The organism is Clostridium sp. Marseille-P7770, assembly GCF_902143525.1.
GTDB lineage: Bacteria > Bacillota > Clostridia > Lachnospirales > Lachnospiraceae > Pilosibacter.
This window is the reverse complement of sequence record NZ_CABFVC010000002.1, coordinates 385,651-401,084: the sequence shown is the minus strand read 5'-3', so window position 1 is coordinate 401,084 and position 15,434 is coordinate 385,651. Positions and strand designations below refer to the sequence as shown.

At 52.0% G+C, this 15,434-nt stretch carries 17 protein-coding genes; 1 reads left to right on the top strand and 16 read right to left on the bottom strand.

Annotated elements, in window-relative coordinates:
• Positions 1-142 precede the first annotated feature (142 nt).
• Positions 143-892: a gamma-glutamyl-gamma-aminobutyrate hydrolase family protein gene (locus tag FN001_RS05615; protein ID WP_142411092.1), complete on the top strand. Its 750-nt coding sequence runs from the start codon at positions 143-145 to the stop codon at positions 890-892.
• A 114-nt stretch (positions 893-1,006) separates the two neighbouring features.
• Here the strand turns inward: FN001_RS05615 and FN001_RS05610 are convergent, their stop codons facing one another.
• The 16 genes from FN001_RS05610 to FN001_RS05535 all read right to left on the bottom strand — a co-directional run bounded on the left by FN001_RS05610 (position 1,007) and on the right by FN001_RS05535 (position 15,433).
• A complete protein-coding gene (locus FN001_RS05610; RefSeq protein ID WP_142411091.1) occupies positions 1,007-2,287 on the bottom strand; it encodes a MerR family transcriptional regulator in 1,281 nt (426 codons plus the stop codon).
• A gap of 181 nt (positions 2,288-2,468) precedes the next feature.
• Entirely contained in the window at positions 2,469-2,912 is a 444-nt protein-coding gene (eutP, locus tag FN001_RS05605; protein WP_142411090.1) for a EutP/PduV family microcompartment system protein, read from the bottom strand.
• 164 nt (positions 2,913-3,076) lie between these two features.
• Positions 3,077-3,439 carry an ethanolamine utilization microcompartment protein EutS gene (gene eutS, locus FN001_RS05600; protein ID WP_118299107.1) on the bottom strand — a complete coding sequence of 121 codons (363 nt, stop codon included), beginning with the start codon at positions 3,437-3,439 and terminating at the stop codon, positions 3,077-3,079.
• Between the two features lie 25 nt (positions 3,440-3,464).
• Entirely contained in the window at positions 3,465-4,019 is a 555-nt protein-coding gene (locus tag FN001_RS05595; protein WP_486463482.1) for a BMC domain-containing protein, read from the bottom strand.
• A gap of 41 nt (positions 4,020-4,060) precedes the next feature.
• On the bottom strand, positions 4,061-5,458 hold the full coding sequence (locus FN001_RS05590; RefSeq protein WP_142411089.1) for a 4Fe-4S dicluster domain-containing protein: 1,398 nt from the start codon (positions 5,456-5,458) through the stop codon (positions 4,061-4,063).
• 1 nt (position 5,459) lies between these two features.
• A complete protein-coding gene (locus tag FN001_RS05585; RefSeq protein ID WP_118299110.1) occupies positions 5,460-5,735 on the bottom strand; it encodes a EutN/CcmL family microcompartment protein in 276 nt (91 codons plus the stop codon).
• Positions 5,736-5,741: 6 nt separating this feature from the next.
• Positions 5,742-6,683 carry a phosphate propanoyltransferase gene (pduL, locus tag FN001_RS05580; RefSeq protein WP_243121939.1) on the bottom strand — a complete coding sequence of 314 codons (942 nt, stop codon included), beginning with the start codon at positions 6,681-6,683 and terminating at the stop codon, positions 5,742-5,744.
• A gap of 1 nt (position 6,684) precedes the next feature.
• Positions 6,685-7,425, bottom strand: coding sequence for a hypothetical protein (locus FN001_RS05575; RefSeq protein ID WP_118299112.1), 741 nt, complete (start codon positions 7,423-7,425; stop codon positions 6,685-6,687).
• Between the two features lie 22 nt (positions 7,426-7,447).
• A complete protein-coding gene (gene eutM, locus FN001_RS05570; protein WP_118299113.1) occupies positions 7,448-7,741 on the bottom strand; it encodes an ethanolamine utilization microcompartment protein EutM in 294 nt (97 codons plus the stop codon).
• A gap of 71 nt (positions 7,742-7,812) precedes the next feature.
• Positions 7,813-8,097, bottom strand: coding sequence for a BMC domain-containing protein (locus tag FN001_RS05565; RefSeq protein WP_118299114.1), 285 nt, complete (start codon positions 8,095-8,097; stop codon positions 7,813-7,815).
• A 65-nt stretch (positions 8,098-8,162) separates the two neighbouring features.
• The gene (locus FN001_RS05560) at positions 8,163-9,665 is read right to left on the bottom strand and encodes an acetaldehyde dehydrogenase (acetylating) (protein ID WP_185911858.1); all 1,503 of its coding nucleotides are present in this window, start codon (positions 9,663-9,665) and stop codon (positions 8,163-8,165) included.
• A 39-nt stretch (positions 9,666-9,704) separates the two neighbouring features.
• A complete protein-coding gene (gene eutL, locus FN001_RS05555; protein WP_142411086.1) occupies positions 9,705-10,358 on the bottom strand; it encodes an ethanolamine utilization microcompartment protein EutL in 654 nt (217 codons plus the stop codon).
• An 8-nt stretch (positions 10,359-10,366) separates the two neighbouring features.
• Positions 10,367-11,365, bottom strand: coding sequence for an ethanolamine ammonia-lyase subunit EutC (gene eutC, locus FN001_RS05550; protein WP_142411085.1), 999 nt, complete (start codon positions 11,363-11,365; stop codon positions 10,367-10,369).
• Positions 11,366-11,370: 5 nt separating this feature from the next.
• A complete protein-coding gene (locus FN001_RS05545) occupies positions 11,371-12,744 on the bottom strand; it encodes an ethanolamine ammonia-lyase subunit EutB (protein ID WP_118299117.1) in 1,374 nt (457 codons plus the stop codon).
• 22 nt (positions 12,745-12,766) lie between these two features.
• Positions 12,767-14,191: an ethanolamine ammonia-lyase reactivating factor EutA gene (locus tag FN001_RS05540; RefSeq protein ID WP_243121938.1), complete on the bottom strand. Its 1,425-nt coding sequence runs from the start codon at positions 14,189-14,191 to the stop codon at positions 12,767-12,769.
• A 150-nt stretch (positions 14,192-14,341) separates the two neighbouring features.
• Positions 14,342-15,433 (bottom strand): sensor histidine kinase, encoded by a 1,092-nt coding sequence (locus FN001_RS05535; RefSeq protein WP_118299118.1) that lies wholly within the window; start codon positions 15,431-15,433, stop codon positions 14,342-14,344.
• Position 15,434: the final 1 nt, after the last annotated feature.

Genomic DNA, 15,434 nt, shown 5'->3' with positions numbered 1-15,434 from the left:
TTTTGTTAAAAACAGATATTGACAGAAAGAATGCTTGAGAGAATATACTATGTGTACACGACGATGCACAGAACTACAGGCGTGGCAATAATAATGAGCAAAAACAAAAAAGAGAATTGATATGCAGGAGGGTATACAAAATATGAAGAGACCTTTGATTGGCGTAACATGCAACTATGATTACCGCGATACCGTAGGTATGACATCCGGTATGGGAATCGTGGGACAGGACTGGAACTTTGTTGCGGGAGATTATGTATACATACTGGAAAAGGCCGGTGCAGTTCCGGTACTGATCCCGGTTTATAAAGACTGTGATGAGGAATCCATCAAAGAATTCTTAAATAAGTTAGATGGTGTGATCATCTCCGGTGGACATGATGTAGGACCGGAGCAGTATAACACACCTACGAAGGGCTATTGCGGAACCATCATCCCACAGCGTGACAACCACGATATCGCAGTAGCAAAATACTTCATGAATGAGATCAAGAAACCGATTCTCGGCATCTGCCGCGGAATCCAGATCATGAACGTGGCTGCAGGCGGAACCCTGTACCAGGATCTCGAGATCGAAGGCAAGTTCGAACATCACTTTGGGGACAAGTACCCGAGAAACTACCCGTGGCATGACTTGAAGATCGAAAAAGGTTCTATCTTAGAGGAGATCTACGGAAAAACCGAGATCCGCATCAACTCCTTCCATCACCAGGCAGTGAAGGATCCGGGCAAGGATATCGAGATCATTGCGAAATCCGCAGACGGTGTTCCGGAAGCAATCGTACAGAAGAACCATCCGTTCTCTGTAGCAGTTCAGTGGCATCCGGAGATGATGTATGATTCTGAGGAGCAGTTAAAGCTTCTGAAAGCGTTTGTTGATGCCTGCAGATAGTACTGGGATTACATCTGACGGGATAAAAGGATAAAGGATCACTATTATAATGAAGCCCCACACATCGAAAAAATGTGTAGGGCTTCGTTTCAGTTTCATATCTCGTTTCGTTCTCTATATCGTCTCTGGCTTATGACCTTTCTTCCATGCCGTGATCGAGTAGATCCTCATGACTTCCCCTATCACCTGACAAGCAAAGGCATACACTCTCGCGCCGCAATCCGTGATCGCGCCCATCTGCTCCACTGCCATCTCATATCCGCATTTGTTGTAATCCTCCAACAGATATTCCATCTGGAATCCACGTTTTGAACTTTCCGGATACTTGGTCAGGAGATTTTTTCTGGATTTTGCGCTCCGGTCATAGCTTAAATATGTACCGTACACACGGACATCCTCTTTAAAATACCTTGCAGCATCCATCAGATAACAGTTTTGATGGTACAGCATATATTCTCCTTCCCCACAGAATGTAATGTAGCGGTCCACACAACTGCTTTTTAGCGGGTAATCCGTTCCTGCATCGGCGATATAGAGGATCTGACATTTGATATCGCACTGTTCGATCAGGGCTTTGTACATCCTGAGGATCTCTGGGTATTTATCGATCAGGATCAGCGTGCTGTTCGCCGGCAGAAGTCCCAGATGGTTGTACATGTAAAAATATCCATTGATATTCGCCTCCAGAAAGACTTTTCCGTTCATATCATCCTTCATCAGAGACTCTGTCACACGGTCATAGCATCTCTGGAAACAAAAGCTGAATTCCGGTCCCATATCCCGGTACAGTCCGCGCTTGAGATCCGGATGATCATAGATTCCGGTGTAAAGATTTCCGGTCTCCACGATCCCGTCAACGATCTTCGCTTCATATTTCTTTTCACACGTTCCATTCCCATAACCGGAACACACGAGTTTTCCTGAAATGATGTATCCGTTCTTGATCTCCGCATCCTCGATATTTAACGGTTCCCCGCAGTACGGACACGTAAAAAGAGGCAGGGCACTCACCGGCACCCCCGTCACACGCCTCTCGGCTGTTCCCTTTTCCCGGAGATTGTGGATTTCCTCCCCGATCTCCCGGTAGGAATTTTTCAGTTCCTCTATTTCAGAGAATATTTCCTGCTGCTTTGTCTCCAGGATCGTCAGCGCCGCATTGATCGTACTCGGCTCGATCATTCTGGAATGTCTCGTCAGGATCAGATACTGCTGTATCTCTTTCAGTTTAAACTGATGCTTCCGCATCTTTAAGATCAGATTCAGATCCTCCACTTCACGCTCGGAGAAATCATACTGGGCACTCGAATCATTCGGGATCAGCATTCCCATACTTACATAGTAGCGGACCGTCGCAACACTGACACCGCATAACTTTGCCAACTGTCCAATTTTCATCGGATCACCTCATTGTCTGCGATATTTTGAGAACTGTCGCTTCTCACCTTTACAGTTCTGTTTTTTGCAGCTTTTTCAGATATCAAATTCTGCATTTTCTATCTATTATACATAAATAATAAAAAAAGGCGAACTGTTTTTCACCGAAATCTTTGCATTTTCTTAGCGAAATATACAATGTCTACTCCGCCGTCTCAATTGCCTTCCTGAGCTTCTCCAGGCAGGAATCATCCCCGAATCCGACCTCGATGATTGTTTCTGCCCCTGCCATGGAAAGGATCTCAGAAGCGCCTTCTATGAGCTCAGGATCCTCACACAGATCCGTCTTTGTGATAACCCCGATCACAGGTTTTCCGGAGAACAGGGATCCCATCCGCGGGGAAAATGCATTCTGCTCATCGATCGCCGAGGAGAGGAGCAGGATTACATCCGCCTCCACGGCTGTCACGATGAGGGCGCTGTAAAACTGTTTCTGCTCGACATATTCGCCCGGGGTATCCACGATATCATCCCCGATGACCTGAATCGACTGGGTCTTTTTGTAGGAGACCTGCTCCCCGATGAGTCTCTGGCTGAGCGTCGTCTTTCCGCAGCCGATCTTTCCCACCATCATGATCTTCTTCATGTCTTCTCTCCTCCCGCGCACTGTAACATAGGATTTTGCCGATGCTTCGCATTCCAAATCGGCAAAATCTGCGACCACTACTGTATTATACGGAATTTTCAGTTCAGAAAATTTCTACCCATAAAAAGTAACTTTCTTCCCAACTTACAAGATCCTGATTTTCATCAGGATCTTGTAATATCTGTGAGTGTAAAATGAAGGACTTCTCCAAGGACTCTGAGTACATCCTTAAGGGCCGCATCCACGGCCGCCACATCCCCGCATACGACTAGGGAGCCGGAAAAACGATCAACAAATACGATCTCCACCTCTGCCGCCTTTGTCGCCACATCGGCTCCTATGATCGCCGCCTCACTCGGCGTGATCGTCAGGATCCCAAGAGCTCCACGGGTCTTGCTGACGACGCCGAGCTTTTTATAGAGATCCTCGTTCGGATTCGCGATGAGATGGGCCATGGTGACCTGCTTGCCGGGTACAAACTCCTGGATGATCCTCTGTTTACTCTCAAAAGGATTCTGCTCTGTCATGATGTCTTCTCCTTCTCAGGTCTCATTATAAAAGTGCCGCGAAGATCTCCTCGCGCGGGCTCGGGATCACTACGCTGCTGAGCGCCAGTCCCTTCTCTGTTCCTGCCGCCATTCCACACTTCACTGCTTCCTCAACAGCTGCCACATCCCCGGTCAGGACCGCGAACGATTTTCCGCCGATCCCGATCCCCAGACGCACATCGATCAGTGTGACATCAGCCGCTTTTACCGCCGCATCGGCCGCATAAACTGCCGCTGTAATGCTGTAAAATTCCATGACGCCGACCGCATTCACGCCTTCCGGTGTTGTCGACAGATTGATCGCCTGGATCACCTGCGGATGTACTCTCGGAATCACAACGGAGTCCACCGTATGATCTCCCGTCACGCGCTCTCCGGCTTCCAGGGACGCCTGGACCGCCGCCACATCCCCGTAAAACAGGGTCGTATATTTTCCCGGACATACCGGTTTTGAAAACAGCAGGGATGTATCTGCTGCTTTTAAGATCGCATCTGCTGCCTCGATTCCTTTCGCGATGCTGTTGCTCTCAAGAATTCCGATCGCTTCCACTATAGCCACTCTCCTTTATCCTGCCTGACTGCCGGCTGTCTCCGCATCTTTTACGGTTCCTGTTTTTCATAACTCCAGTTCTTTCCTGTCCGGATCTCGATATACGCTCCATCCGGATCAATGGAAACCGTTCCGGACACGGAAGCATGAAGCTCTGATCCCAGACTCTTTTCCGGACAGGCAGCGATCCGCTCTCCTGCTTTCACCGGATCCCCGTCCTTCACAGTCGGAACAGACGGCGCTCCGATCCCCTGTCTGAGGCTTAAGCGGACGCATCCCGCTTCCTCTGGGTTTACAGAAAAGAAATCATCGATCTTCAGGTTCTCATAGGCGCCGACACCGGCTCTTGACGCGACTCGCTCTGTCGGGGCTTTTCTCATCCCGCGCTCCGGACGTGCTGTATATTCCACGCCTTCCGGTCTCTGATAGCGGATCCCCGCTTTCGCAAGCTCCTTTTTCAGCATGGAATTCACGGTTCTCGGCTTCAGTCCCATCGGACACGCGTAGATCTCGCAGATCCCGCATTCACAGCAGAGCGCCGCATTCCTTACATCCGGATCGTTTAACATCTCCCCGATCGGAGTGCCGGAGCTCAATTTTCTCATGATCTTATTTGGACGGATCGGATGTCCCAAAAGCGCTCTCGGACACATCTGGGAGCAGAAGGAACACTGGATGCAGGCAGATTTTGCCTGATTGATCATGTGCTTTACCGTCACCTGGTTTCTTCTCGCGATCGCGGAATCCTCCGGAAGCACGATGAGTCCCGACATGGTCTTCGTCACATAGGAGTTCGGAACCTCTTCCATGGGGATCATCTTTCCCATCATCGGACCGCCGTTGACTACGATATACCTCGAAAGATGCGTGCCGCCCGCCAGGGCGATGCACTCGCTGACCGGTGTTCCGACCGGCACTCTGAGGATCGTCGGATGCGCCACCTCTCCTGTCACTGTCAGGAATTTTCTTGTAAACGGTTCCCCCTCAAAGGCATCCCCGATCCCGTAGATGGTTGCCACATTGCTGACTACGCAGCCGACAGAAAGCGGGATCGCAGCCGGAGGAACGACCCGTCCTGTCACTTCATAGACGATCGTCTGCTCGTCCCCGGCCGGGAAAAAGCTCTGAAGCTTATGAAGTTTTACAGAGGAGCCAAGCTCTTCAATGGCACGCTCCAGAGACTCGATCTCCCTTGTATATGCCGCTTTTAACGCAATGATAAATTCTTTCGCACCAGTTTCTTCCTTGATCCGGTCTGCCGTCCGGATCAGCTTTCTGGCGCAGTTTCTCATGAGATACCGGTCCGTCTGCAGGAGCGGCTCACACTCCGCTCCATTCACGATAATTGTCTCGACCGGACCGCCGGAGTATTTTGCATGGGTCGGAAAACCCGCTCCGCCGCATCCGACGATACCGGCTTCTTTTATGATTTCCGTAAGTCCTGCCATGTTAATTCTTCTCCTTTGAAATCTCCATGGAATCGATGATCCCGACGATGGCGCTGTCGATGGGCGCGTCATCCTCGCCGATCGCCCGTCTCGCTGTACTTCCGCTGACAACAAGGACCATCTCTCCGATCCCGGCTCCCACCGAATCCGCCGCGACAAACGTTGCTCCCTTTCTCGTTGTCGTCGTCTCCTCACGGACGATCATAAGTTTATGTCCGTTTAATTTTTCTTCTTTTTTTGTCGCCCAGACATGACCGACCACCTGACAGATCATCATCGTTTTTTACCTCCCAGTCTCCCACACGAGTTCCATCTTTTCCCGGCTGAAAACATCCTTCGCAGATGGAGTGACGATCACGCCTTTCTTTATCGTCAGCGTGCCGCCTTTCTGTGCAGTCAGTTCTTTCGCGATCGCTTCCGTGATCAGCTTTCCGTTAAATACCGTCTCCGGCTTTTTTACCGGCTCATCACATGGAATATTTTCTTTCTCCGGCTCCGTCTTCACAGCCGGTTTCTGTTCGATCTTTTCCTCCGCGTGCGGCTTTGCCGGAGTCTTTTCCAGGCTGCAGCACGGTGTCTGAAGGCGCATTTTCGCAGTCGCATTCTTTGGAAGCATGCACGCGTTCGCCTCATCATAATCAATGTGCATCGCAAGTCCCGCTGTGGAGCTGACTCTGCAGATCACATTTTCAAAAGTTGCCGGACGCTCCCCGCGGATCGTCACCGACACTCTCTGTCCATCGGAAACGCCTGCTTTCGCTGCGTCATCCGGTGTGAGATGAATATGGGCCTGTGCCACGATCGCACTTCCTTTTGCGTCGTAGACGCCTTCCGGTCCAATGATATAGACATCCCCGGCTCCGTTTAAATCCCCGGACATTTTGAGCGGGGCCTTAACGCCGAGTGTTCTGGCATCCGTTGCCGAGAGTTCCACCTGCACATAGGGGCGCTCCGGTCCCAGGACTGCCACATTTTCGATCCTTCCTTTTGGAGTGACGAGAGTTACACGCTCCTCACTCAGGAACTGTCCCGGCTGGGAGAGCGGGCGCTTTGGCGTCAGCTTTTTTCCCTTGCCGAACAGCACTTCCACTGCTTTATCCGTCAGATGTACATGTTTTGCGGATACCTCAACGGGAAATTCCAGTTCCGGTTCCCGTCCCGGCATCCAGTTTCCGAATTCGGACAATACGCGGAAGATGATCTCCTGAATTTGTTCTCTGTCCACGTTATTCCTCCATCCTGTCGTAATAGCCGGAAAGCAGGCGGCAGAATACAACATAGACTCCGCTGCTCAACCGGTTTAACGCCTTTATGATCCCATAGTCGTTTTCTTCGTCTTCAAACGCATTTGCCGCCGCAAGCTCCACTTCCCGGATCTCTGCCCGCAAAAGGTTCAGTTCCAGGGCCGTTTTTCCCATCGATGCGTCCGGGATCGGATGATCCATCCCAAATGTCTCCCTTACCTGGTGGGACATCCGATGGATCTCCTTCTCATCCAGACCGAAGAGAGAAAATCCCGCGATCTCCTCTTCCTTTACTTCTGATCCCAGGACTTCCCTCAGACCGTTTAAAATATCGGCGAGGTCTTTATATAGCCCGGGTTCATTCCGGTACTCCGCCATCAGAAGAAGGACTTTCGCCTGGATCGTATCCACCTTTCCCCGGAAAGCGATCCGGGGATGGGTCTTCATCACAAGAAGATTCCCGCGAAGATGAGTCATGTTCTCCGGTTTCTCCCGGTATCCCTCTCCTGTTTTTGCATCGATATAGGTGTGGTCTCCCTGTTTTTTTACCGGCGTCCTGGTCATGGACTTCTTCTCCTCCGGGTCAATGACCATGGACACCCCCTTTTCCCGCAGAAAGTCTTTTGCCATCGGCGTGACAAATGTCCCGGCTTCCACATGGTAGACTCCGTCCTCCGGGGTTTTCCACTTTGCCCGAAGCTCCATTTCTGTCAGTACTTTCATGCGCTGTTTCCTTTACTTTTGTTTACTCTGTGACTACGCTCACATGCGGAAGAATGGATTCCACTTCGCCGTGCGGACGCGGGATAACGTGTACGGAAACGAGATTTCCGACTTTTCCTGCTGCTGCCGCTCCTGCGTCTGTCGCTGCCTTGACTGCTGCGACATCGCCGCGTACCATAACGGTCACGAGTCCGCCGCCGATATGCTCTTTGCCGATCAGCGTAACATCTGCTGCCTTTACCATCGCGTCGGCCGCCTCGATCGCTCCGACAAGTCCTTTTGTTTCGATCATTCCAAGTGCCTGTAATGATGCCATGTTCGTTTCCTCCTGATATCTTTCACGCAGCCTTTTTCAGGCTGTGACATGTCTTAGATCTTCTGAGATGATCATTCCCCAAGCTTCGGAAGAATGGACTCAACCTCTGCATGCGGACGCGGGATAACGTGTACAGATACGAGTTCCCCTACACGGCCCGCTGCTGCTGCGCCTGCGTCTGTAGCTGCCTTGACTGCTCCGACATCGCCGCGCACCATAACGGTCACAAGTCCGCCGCCGACATGTACTTTACCGATCAGAGTAACGTTTGCTGCCTTTACCATTGCATCGGCTGCTTCGATGGATCCTACTAAACCTTTTGTCTCTACCATTCCAAGTGCTAATAATGCTGCCATAATCGATTTCCTCCTGTTTTATCTGTTCTAATAGTTTAAATTATATATTCTTTCTTGTTTTTTGATTATTTTCCGAGTCCTGCTCCGAGTCGTTTCATGATCTCACGTGTGATCGCCTCGATATCCTCCGGGGTGAGATCTGTCCTGGTACCGCATTCGCAGGACGGCTCATCCTTCGGGACCGGACTTCCTTTTCTCAGATCCTCCAGTTCGCAGAGTCCCCATGCCACACGGCGGATGTTGATGAGATTCATCGGGGTGATGTTATCGGAAGTTGCACTTCCGCCGACTGCTCCGCAGCCAAGCGTCAGGGCCGGTGCAAGACCTGTGCTCGCTCCGACTCCGCCGAGCGCACCCGGGGTGTTGACAAGGATCCTCGATACCGGTTTTCTTAAGGCGAACTCACGGACAACATCCTTATTTTTTGTGTGGAGTGTCATGGTATGACCTGCGCCCTCATTCTGAAGGATGCGGATGCTGAGCTCACATGCGGCCTCCCAGCCGTCTACCGTGAAGAATGCGATGACCGGGCAGAGCTTTTCTCTGGAGTACGGATTCTTCTTGCTGACATTCATCGGATCCTGTTCGGATACGAGAAGTTTTGTTCCCGCCGGGACCGTGATCCCAGCCATCTCAGCAATTTTCAGTGCCGTTCTTCCGACGATCTTCGGATTCATCGTTCCGTTCGCTCTGAGAAGAAATCCGGAAAGCTTGTCCGACTGCTCTTTCGTCAGGAAATAGCCGCCCTGTTTCTTTAATTCCTCTTTTACCTTCTCTGCGATCTCAGTCTCTGTGACGATGGACTGTTCGGATGCACAGATCGTTCCGTTGTCAAAGGTCTTCGAATCCATGATCCGTTTTACCGCCATCGGGATGTCCGCACTCTTTTCGATATAGGACGGACCATTTCCAGGACCAACGCCGAGCGCCGGATTTCCGGAAGAATACGCCGCATGGACCATCGCTTCGCCGCCTGTGGCAAGGATGATGCTTACATCCGGATGCTTTAAGAGAGCATCCGTCGCCTGGACAGTTGTGAGGCTCACACAGTTGACGGTTCCCTCCGGAGCACCCGCGCGTTCCGCCGCCTCTTTCACGATCTTATATGTAGCTGTGATACAGTTTTTTGCTCCCGGATGCGGGCTGATCACGATGGCATTTCCAGCTTTGATGGAAATGATGCTCTTGTACATGACGGTGGAAGTCGGGTTTGTGGACGGGATCAGTGCCGCTACAACGCCCATCGGAACGCCGATCTCGGTCACCTTTGTCTCCTCATTCTCCCTTAAGACTCCGACCGTCTTCATGTTCTTTACGGACTCCCAGGTAATTGCGCTGCCGAGCTTGTTCTTTAATACCTTGTCCTCCCATTTTCCAAATCCGGTCTCCTGGACCGCCATCTTCGCCAGCTCCTCCGCATGCTCCATACATGCGGAAGCGATGGAAGCACAGATGGCATCTAATTTTTCCTGCGGAAATGTGCAGAGTGTTTTTTCTGCCTCTTTTGCTTTTGCGACCAGGTCTCTGACCTCCTGGATCGACTGCAGATCACGATCAATATTCACGATCTGACCACTCCTTTCTGTTCTGTAGTTCTATCTCATTTTCTAATATGCCAACGGATCCTCAGTGATCCGGCAGACCGCATCTGCGAAGGCATCGCATGCCGCCTGACAGGATGCCTGAGTTCCCGTCAGAAGTCCGCCTGCAAAGTTTGTCTCCGTGGGCGGTCCGTAATAGAGGGAAAGCTCCACATCCGCCGCCTTCAACGCTGCATCGAGTCCCACGGAAGCTTCCAACGGCGGTGCGATCAGATACGCCATCGGTGTTCCCTCCGGCACTCCCGCCTGACTGGAAAGGTAGCTTCCTGTCCGGGAAATACAGTGGGCAAAGTAGACTACCGTTCCCGTTTCATTCGCCTCATAAAAGTGCGCGTCGTTCTCGATCAAGGAGAATGCCGCCTGAAGTCCGCTTCTCACTTCCTCCGGATCCGGTCCGGAAAGGATCCCGATAAACTCTCCCGCAAGTGCCGTGCTGGCATTTCCAGAGCCCGCGTACATGCTCTTCGCGTAAGCCACATGGACATCTGCCTTCTTTGTCGCTTCATCCACCGCCGTGTAGGACACATCGTCGCAGTCGGTGGTGAAGATCCCGAGACTCTTATCCCCCGGACGGACATCCAGGTTCTTTAAGAGCATCGGATCCGCATTCGGGATGATCCGCACTGCCAGGATCTTTGTGTTCAGCTGTTTTCCTGCCATGCTGCCTCCTATTTTTTCAGGTCAACACCGCTGGCCTTTTTCTCCAGGATCAGAGCTAAAAGATCAACGATGTAAGCTCCCGCTTCGACCGCCGGGACTCCGTTTTTGTGGATATTGGAAACAACGGTTCTTCTCGCCTCCGGCATTCCGACTGTCGCCATATAGGAAATGTAGGCGCTCATGCTCTCCGCCGTTGCGAGACCCGGCCGTTCTCCGATAAAGGAGCAGACGATCTTTGCGTTAAGAAGCTCTGAGATCTGGTCCTGGGCAGCGACTCTTCCGAATTTTACGAAGATCGGCGTTCCCGTACTGATCCCTTTCTCTTTTAGTCCTTCCATCACGATCGGCAGGATCTTCGGCGCATTCGCCTCGATGGAGGAGGAAGAAAGTCCGTCACTCACGATGATCTGGACATCGATATCATGGACACAGTGTTCGGAGATTGCCTTCTTTGTCTCCTCAGAGAAATCTCTTCCGAGATCCGGTCTCGTGAGGAATACGTTTTTGTCCTCGCAGAGTGTCTTTACCGGGAAAAGTCCCAGTTCCGAGACAAGTTCCTCGCTGACATCCATCATGACCGCATCCCGCGCAGCCGCGTGGTCGGCGCGAAGCTTTAAAAGCGTCTGGGTCTTTAATCTCGGACCGCACCTTCCGACTCCAATCCGAGCCGTCGTCTTCGCCATCATCCTCTGCAGGGCATCCGGATCCTGCGGGCTATCGATGAGAGGCGCCCGCCAGTCCTTTTCCTTCAACTCATCCTCTCCGCTTTCTGACTCTTTCGCCGTTGTTTCCGCCTTCGGAACACTTCCGACGGCCGCCTCGAGGATCTCCTGTTCCTGTTTTTTTCTGTTTTCTCTCACGGAAGCTTCCGCCTTCACATCAGCGACTCCGGAGAGCCCCGGAATTTCTTTTTTTATTTTGGGGGCGGACGTTCGCTCTTCCTTTCCCGCCTGAAACCCGGCCAGGATCTCTTCCGCGATCCGGTCGATCTCTTCTTTACTCAGCACTCCGATCACCGCCCTTTCTTCATGAAGATCGTCGGATCTCCCGCGTACTTTGTAAGTCTTCCGTTTTCCATGATCCCCATCTTCTCAAGCCACCGCTCGAATGCCGGGATCGGATGTTTCCCCAGGATCTCACGGATCGTTCCGATGTCATGGTAGGCATTTGTCTGATAGTTTAACATAATGTCGTCGCTGGTCGGAACGCCAAGGATGTAATTGACTCCCGCTGCCCCTAAGAGCAAGGACAGGTTCTCGATGTCGTTCTGATCTGCCATCATATGGTTTGTGTAGCAGCAGTCACATCCCATCGGGATTCCGGAGAGCTTCGCCATGAAGTGGTCTTCAAGTCCTGCCCTTATGACCTGTTTGGAATCATATAAGTACTCCGGTCCGATGAAGCCGACGACTGTATTGACCATGAACGGGTGATATTTTCTTGCGAACGCGTAACATCTCGCCTCCATCGTCACCTGATCCGCTCCCCAGTGGGCGTTCGAGGAAAGTTCACTTCCCTGTCCTGTCTCGAAATAGAGAACATTCGGTCCTGCCGCCGTACCCTGCGTCCTCATCAGCTCCTGCGCCTCATCCACAGTCTCCGCGGAGAAACCGAACGCCCGGTTTCCTTTCTCGCTGCCCGCGATGGACTGGAAGATCATGTCACACGGCGCTCCCTGTTTGACCGCCTCGATCTGGGTGGTGATATGTCCCAGTACACAGATCTGCGTCGGAATGTCAAACTGGTGTTTGACCTCGTCAAACCGCTTTAATACCTCCGCGAGACTCGACACGGTATCATTGACCGGGTTCAGTCCGATCAGGACATCTCCACATCCGTAGGAAAGTCCCTCAAATAAGGATGCCGTGATCCCTTCGACATTATCGGTCGTATGGTTCGGCTGAAGTCTTGTTCCCATGATGTCACGCTCTCCGACGGTGGTATTGCAGTGAGCCGTCACGCGGATCTTCTGTGCCGCGTAGATCAGGTCCAGATTCGTCATGAGCTTACAGACGGAAGCGACCATCTCCGCGGTCAGTCCCCGGGAGATCCGGTGGATCGCCTCATTGTCCGCCTCATAGGAGAGGAGCCATTCCCTGAGGTCGCTGACCGTCCATCCGGCGATCTCGCCAAATATTTTCCTGTTCAATCCGTCGATGTTGATCCTTGTGACCTCATCTTCCTCGTAGGGCGCCGCCGGATTCTCGTAGAGTTCTCTCAATGTCATCCCTGCGAGAACATCCTTCGCTGCGATGCGCTCGATATCGGATGCGGCCGCCACACCGGCCAGGACATCTCCGGATTTATGTTCCCCGGCTTTCGCCATCACTTCTTTTACAGAATCAAAGGTAAAGCGTTGTCCGGAAAGTATCGTATGGTATCCCATGTTCCTTTTTCCTCTCCTCCTTTTACCCAAATAATAATGTCTTTACAACTACCGGGATGACAAGACCGTTCATCACCGGCTTTCCGAAATCCACGAAGTTGTTGTCCTCCACGCGGATCTCGTCGATCACCACAATATTTCTTTCTTTTAAAAACCTCTGTCTCAAAAGCTGTCCCAGCGCCTTTGCCATGTCCTCCCTGACAACAAAAAGAAGCGGTTCCCCGGTCGGGATCGTCGCATGCATTCCATCTCCCAGAGCGGCGGCGAACGTCTTTAATTCCGTGTAACCCGGATTTTTCTTTCCGTTCACGGCGAGAACGATCTTCGAGCTGTCACTCTGTTTTAAGAACCAGAGGATCTTTTCTTTCAGTCCTTCGCTCTTTCCCAGCCAGCAGTCGTTTTCCTCCGCTTCCGAAAGCTTGAGTACCGGAATATTCTTCATCGGGAACAGCCCGTCCGCGTAAGCGATGGTGCTTCCGGAGATCGTCGTCGTGTAAGTTCCTGCTCCGATCACTGTGGCCCGGATCGTCTCCTGCGCGCTGATCACATGGAATTTTGAGAACAGGCGGCTCCGCCGGATGGCATCTGCCAAGAGGATCCCGATATCCCCGTATGCAAATACATCCATTCCCGGGTGATAGATGCATTCCGCCACACCGCCTGAAAAACAGATGTACCGGATCGGACGTTCTGCGGGGATCTCAAATGTTGAGGAACCCGCTGTCCGGACTTCTTCTAAAAGCTCTGTGGGTTCCGCCGCCCCGAGCATTTCCTCGAGGACTTCCGCCATTCCGTCACAGAGTCTCGAGAGGACCGCCTCATCTGCCGGGTCACCCTCATTGATTGAAAGTCTCAGCGCCTTTGCGATCGCCGCGGCGCTTGGGCTCACATAAGTGATCCGTCCATGTTCATCCACGGTCACCTGACGACCGCCGATATCCATGCAGCCTCTCGTCCCGATCACACCTCCGTCAAAGAGGACCACGTTCGTGGTTCCGCCTCCAATATCCAGGTTCGCAACGACAACGCCGTGATCCTCCGAATATTTCCAGGCGCCACTTCCCTGTCCCGCGATCACAGATTCCAGATCAGGGCCTGCCGTCGATACGACAAAGTCTCCGGCAAACACGCTGAGCTCATCGAGGACCATGGAGGCATTCTCTTTTCTCGCCGATTCACCGGTAATGATGGCGGCTCCCGTCTCCACCTGTGCCGGGACAACGCCCGCACTCTGATACTCTTTTTCGAGGATCTTCTTTAACGCAGCTCCGTCGATCAGGGATCTGTCCAGAAGCGGTGTCCGGTAAACCGGACTCTTATAGATGATCTCCTTTCCCACGATCTCCACAGAAGGAACCGAGAAGTATCCCGCTGTATTTTCGATCGTCAGGTGGCTGAAGATCACCTGCGATGTCGATGTCCCGATATCGATCCCAACGCTCAACATTTTTGAATGTTCCAGTATTCTCACCTCCGTTCACCGAAATTTTCCCAGAAAAGAACAAAAGACCCAGAGCAGAAATAAATTCCTGCTCTGAGCCTTATCGCTGTTGCACCGTACCCTGTTGTGCGGTGAAATATTCAATTTCTTCGTCTATTATATTCCAGTCTCCGTGGATTTGTCAATCAAAAAATCGAAGGTGACGGAGGTTCCGTTCTCTCCGCTCTCCACATAGACTTTTCCCTTTAATTTGTCTTTCACGGTCATCTGTACCAGCATCATACCGAAATTTCCCTCATTCCGGATCTCTTCCGTTCCGGTCCCGTTGTCCTGGACCGTCACGGATGCGTACCGTTCTCCGTTCTTTAAGATCACGCGGATTTCCCCGTTTTCTCTTCCCTTAAACGCGTGTTTGTACGCATTTGAAACAAGCTCATTCACCACGAGCGCAACGTCCGTCGCCTGATCCTGGGAAACCGTCAGATCATCGCCGGAAAGTTTCAGATCAATGGGATATTCTGCCCCATATAGGAGCAGGAACTGATTCTTCAACTTCTCGAGAAACGGCATCAGAGGCGCCGGTCCCTCATCATTTGCCGTGAGGATCTCGTTGATGGAGGCGATGCTCTGGACTCTTGCGATGTTTTCCCGGAACGCCTGCTTCACTTCCTCACTCTCCGACTTTCTCGCCTGGATGTTCATGATGCTGGCGATGAGCTGAAGATGATTTTTTACCCGGTGATGGACTTCCCGTCTCGCATTCCGGACTGCGGTACTCTCAGTCCTCGACGCGACCGAACCAAACGCCACCGGCTGTCTCGCCATCGCCTCGTATTTCTGTTCTTTCCGGATCTCTTTGCTGATGTCCCGCTCGCCGATCAGGATCCCGATGACGCTTCCATCCTCGCCCTGGATCGGGACTGCATCCTGGCGCACCATATTTTCCTCCTGAGTCACTGCTTTGATATCCCGTACAGGAGTTCTCGTCTCGAGCGCCCGGTAAACCGCCGGTTCGTCCTTTTGCTCAGCTGCACATCCGACAACACTTTTCTGATAGGCTGACGGCATATATTTCGGTCCTGCCTGGGCTGCGACAAACATAATCCCATCCGTTTTGTCCATACAGTCGATAAACAGATCGGCCCCCGCAAGCTCCGCCATCATCGGCAGCATCTGTTCCGTCCGTTTTAAAATCTCTGCATTCTCCTCCGAGAGTCCGGTGCGTTTCATGAGTTCTTCTTTTGTCATG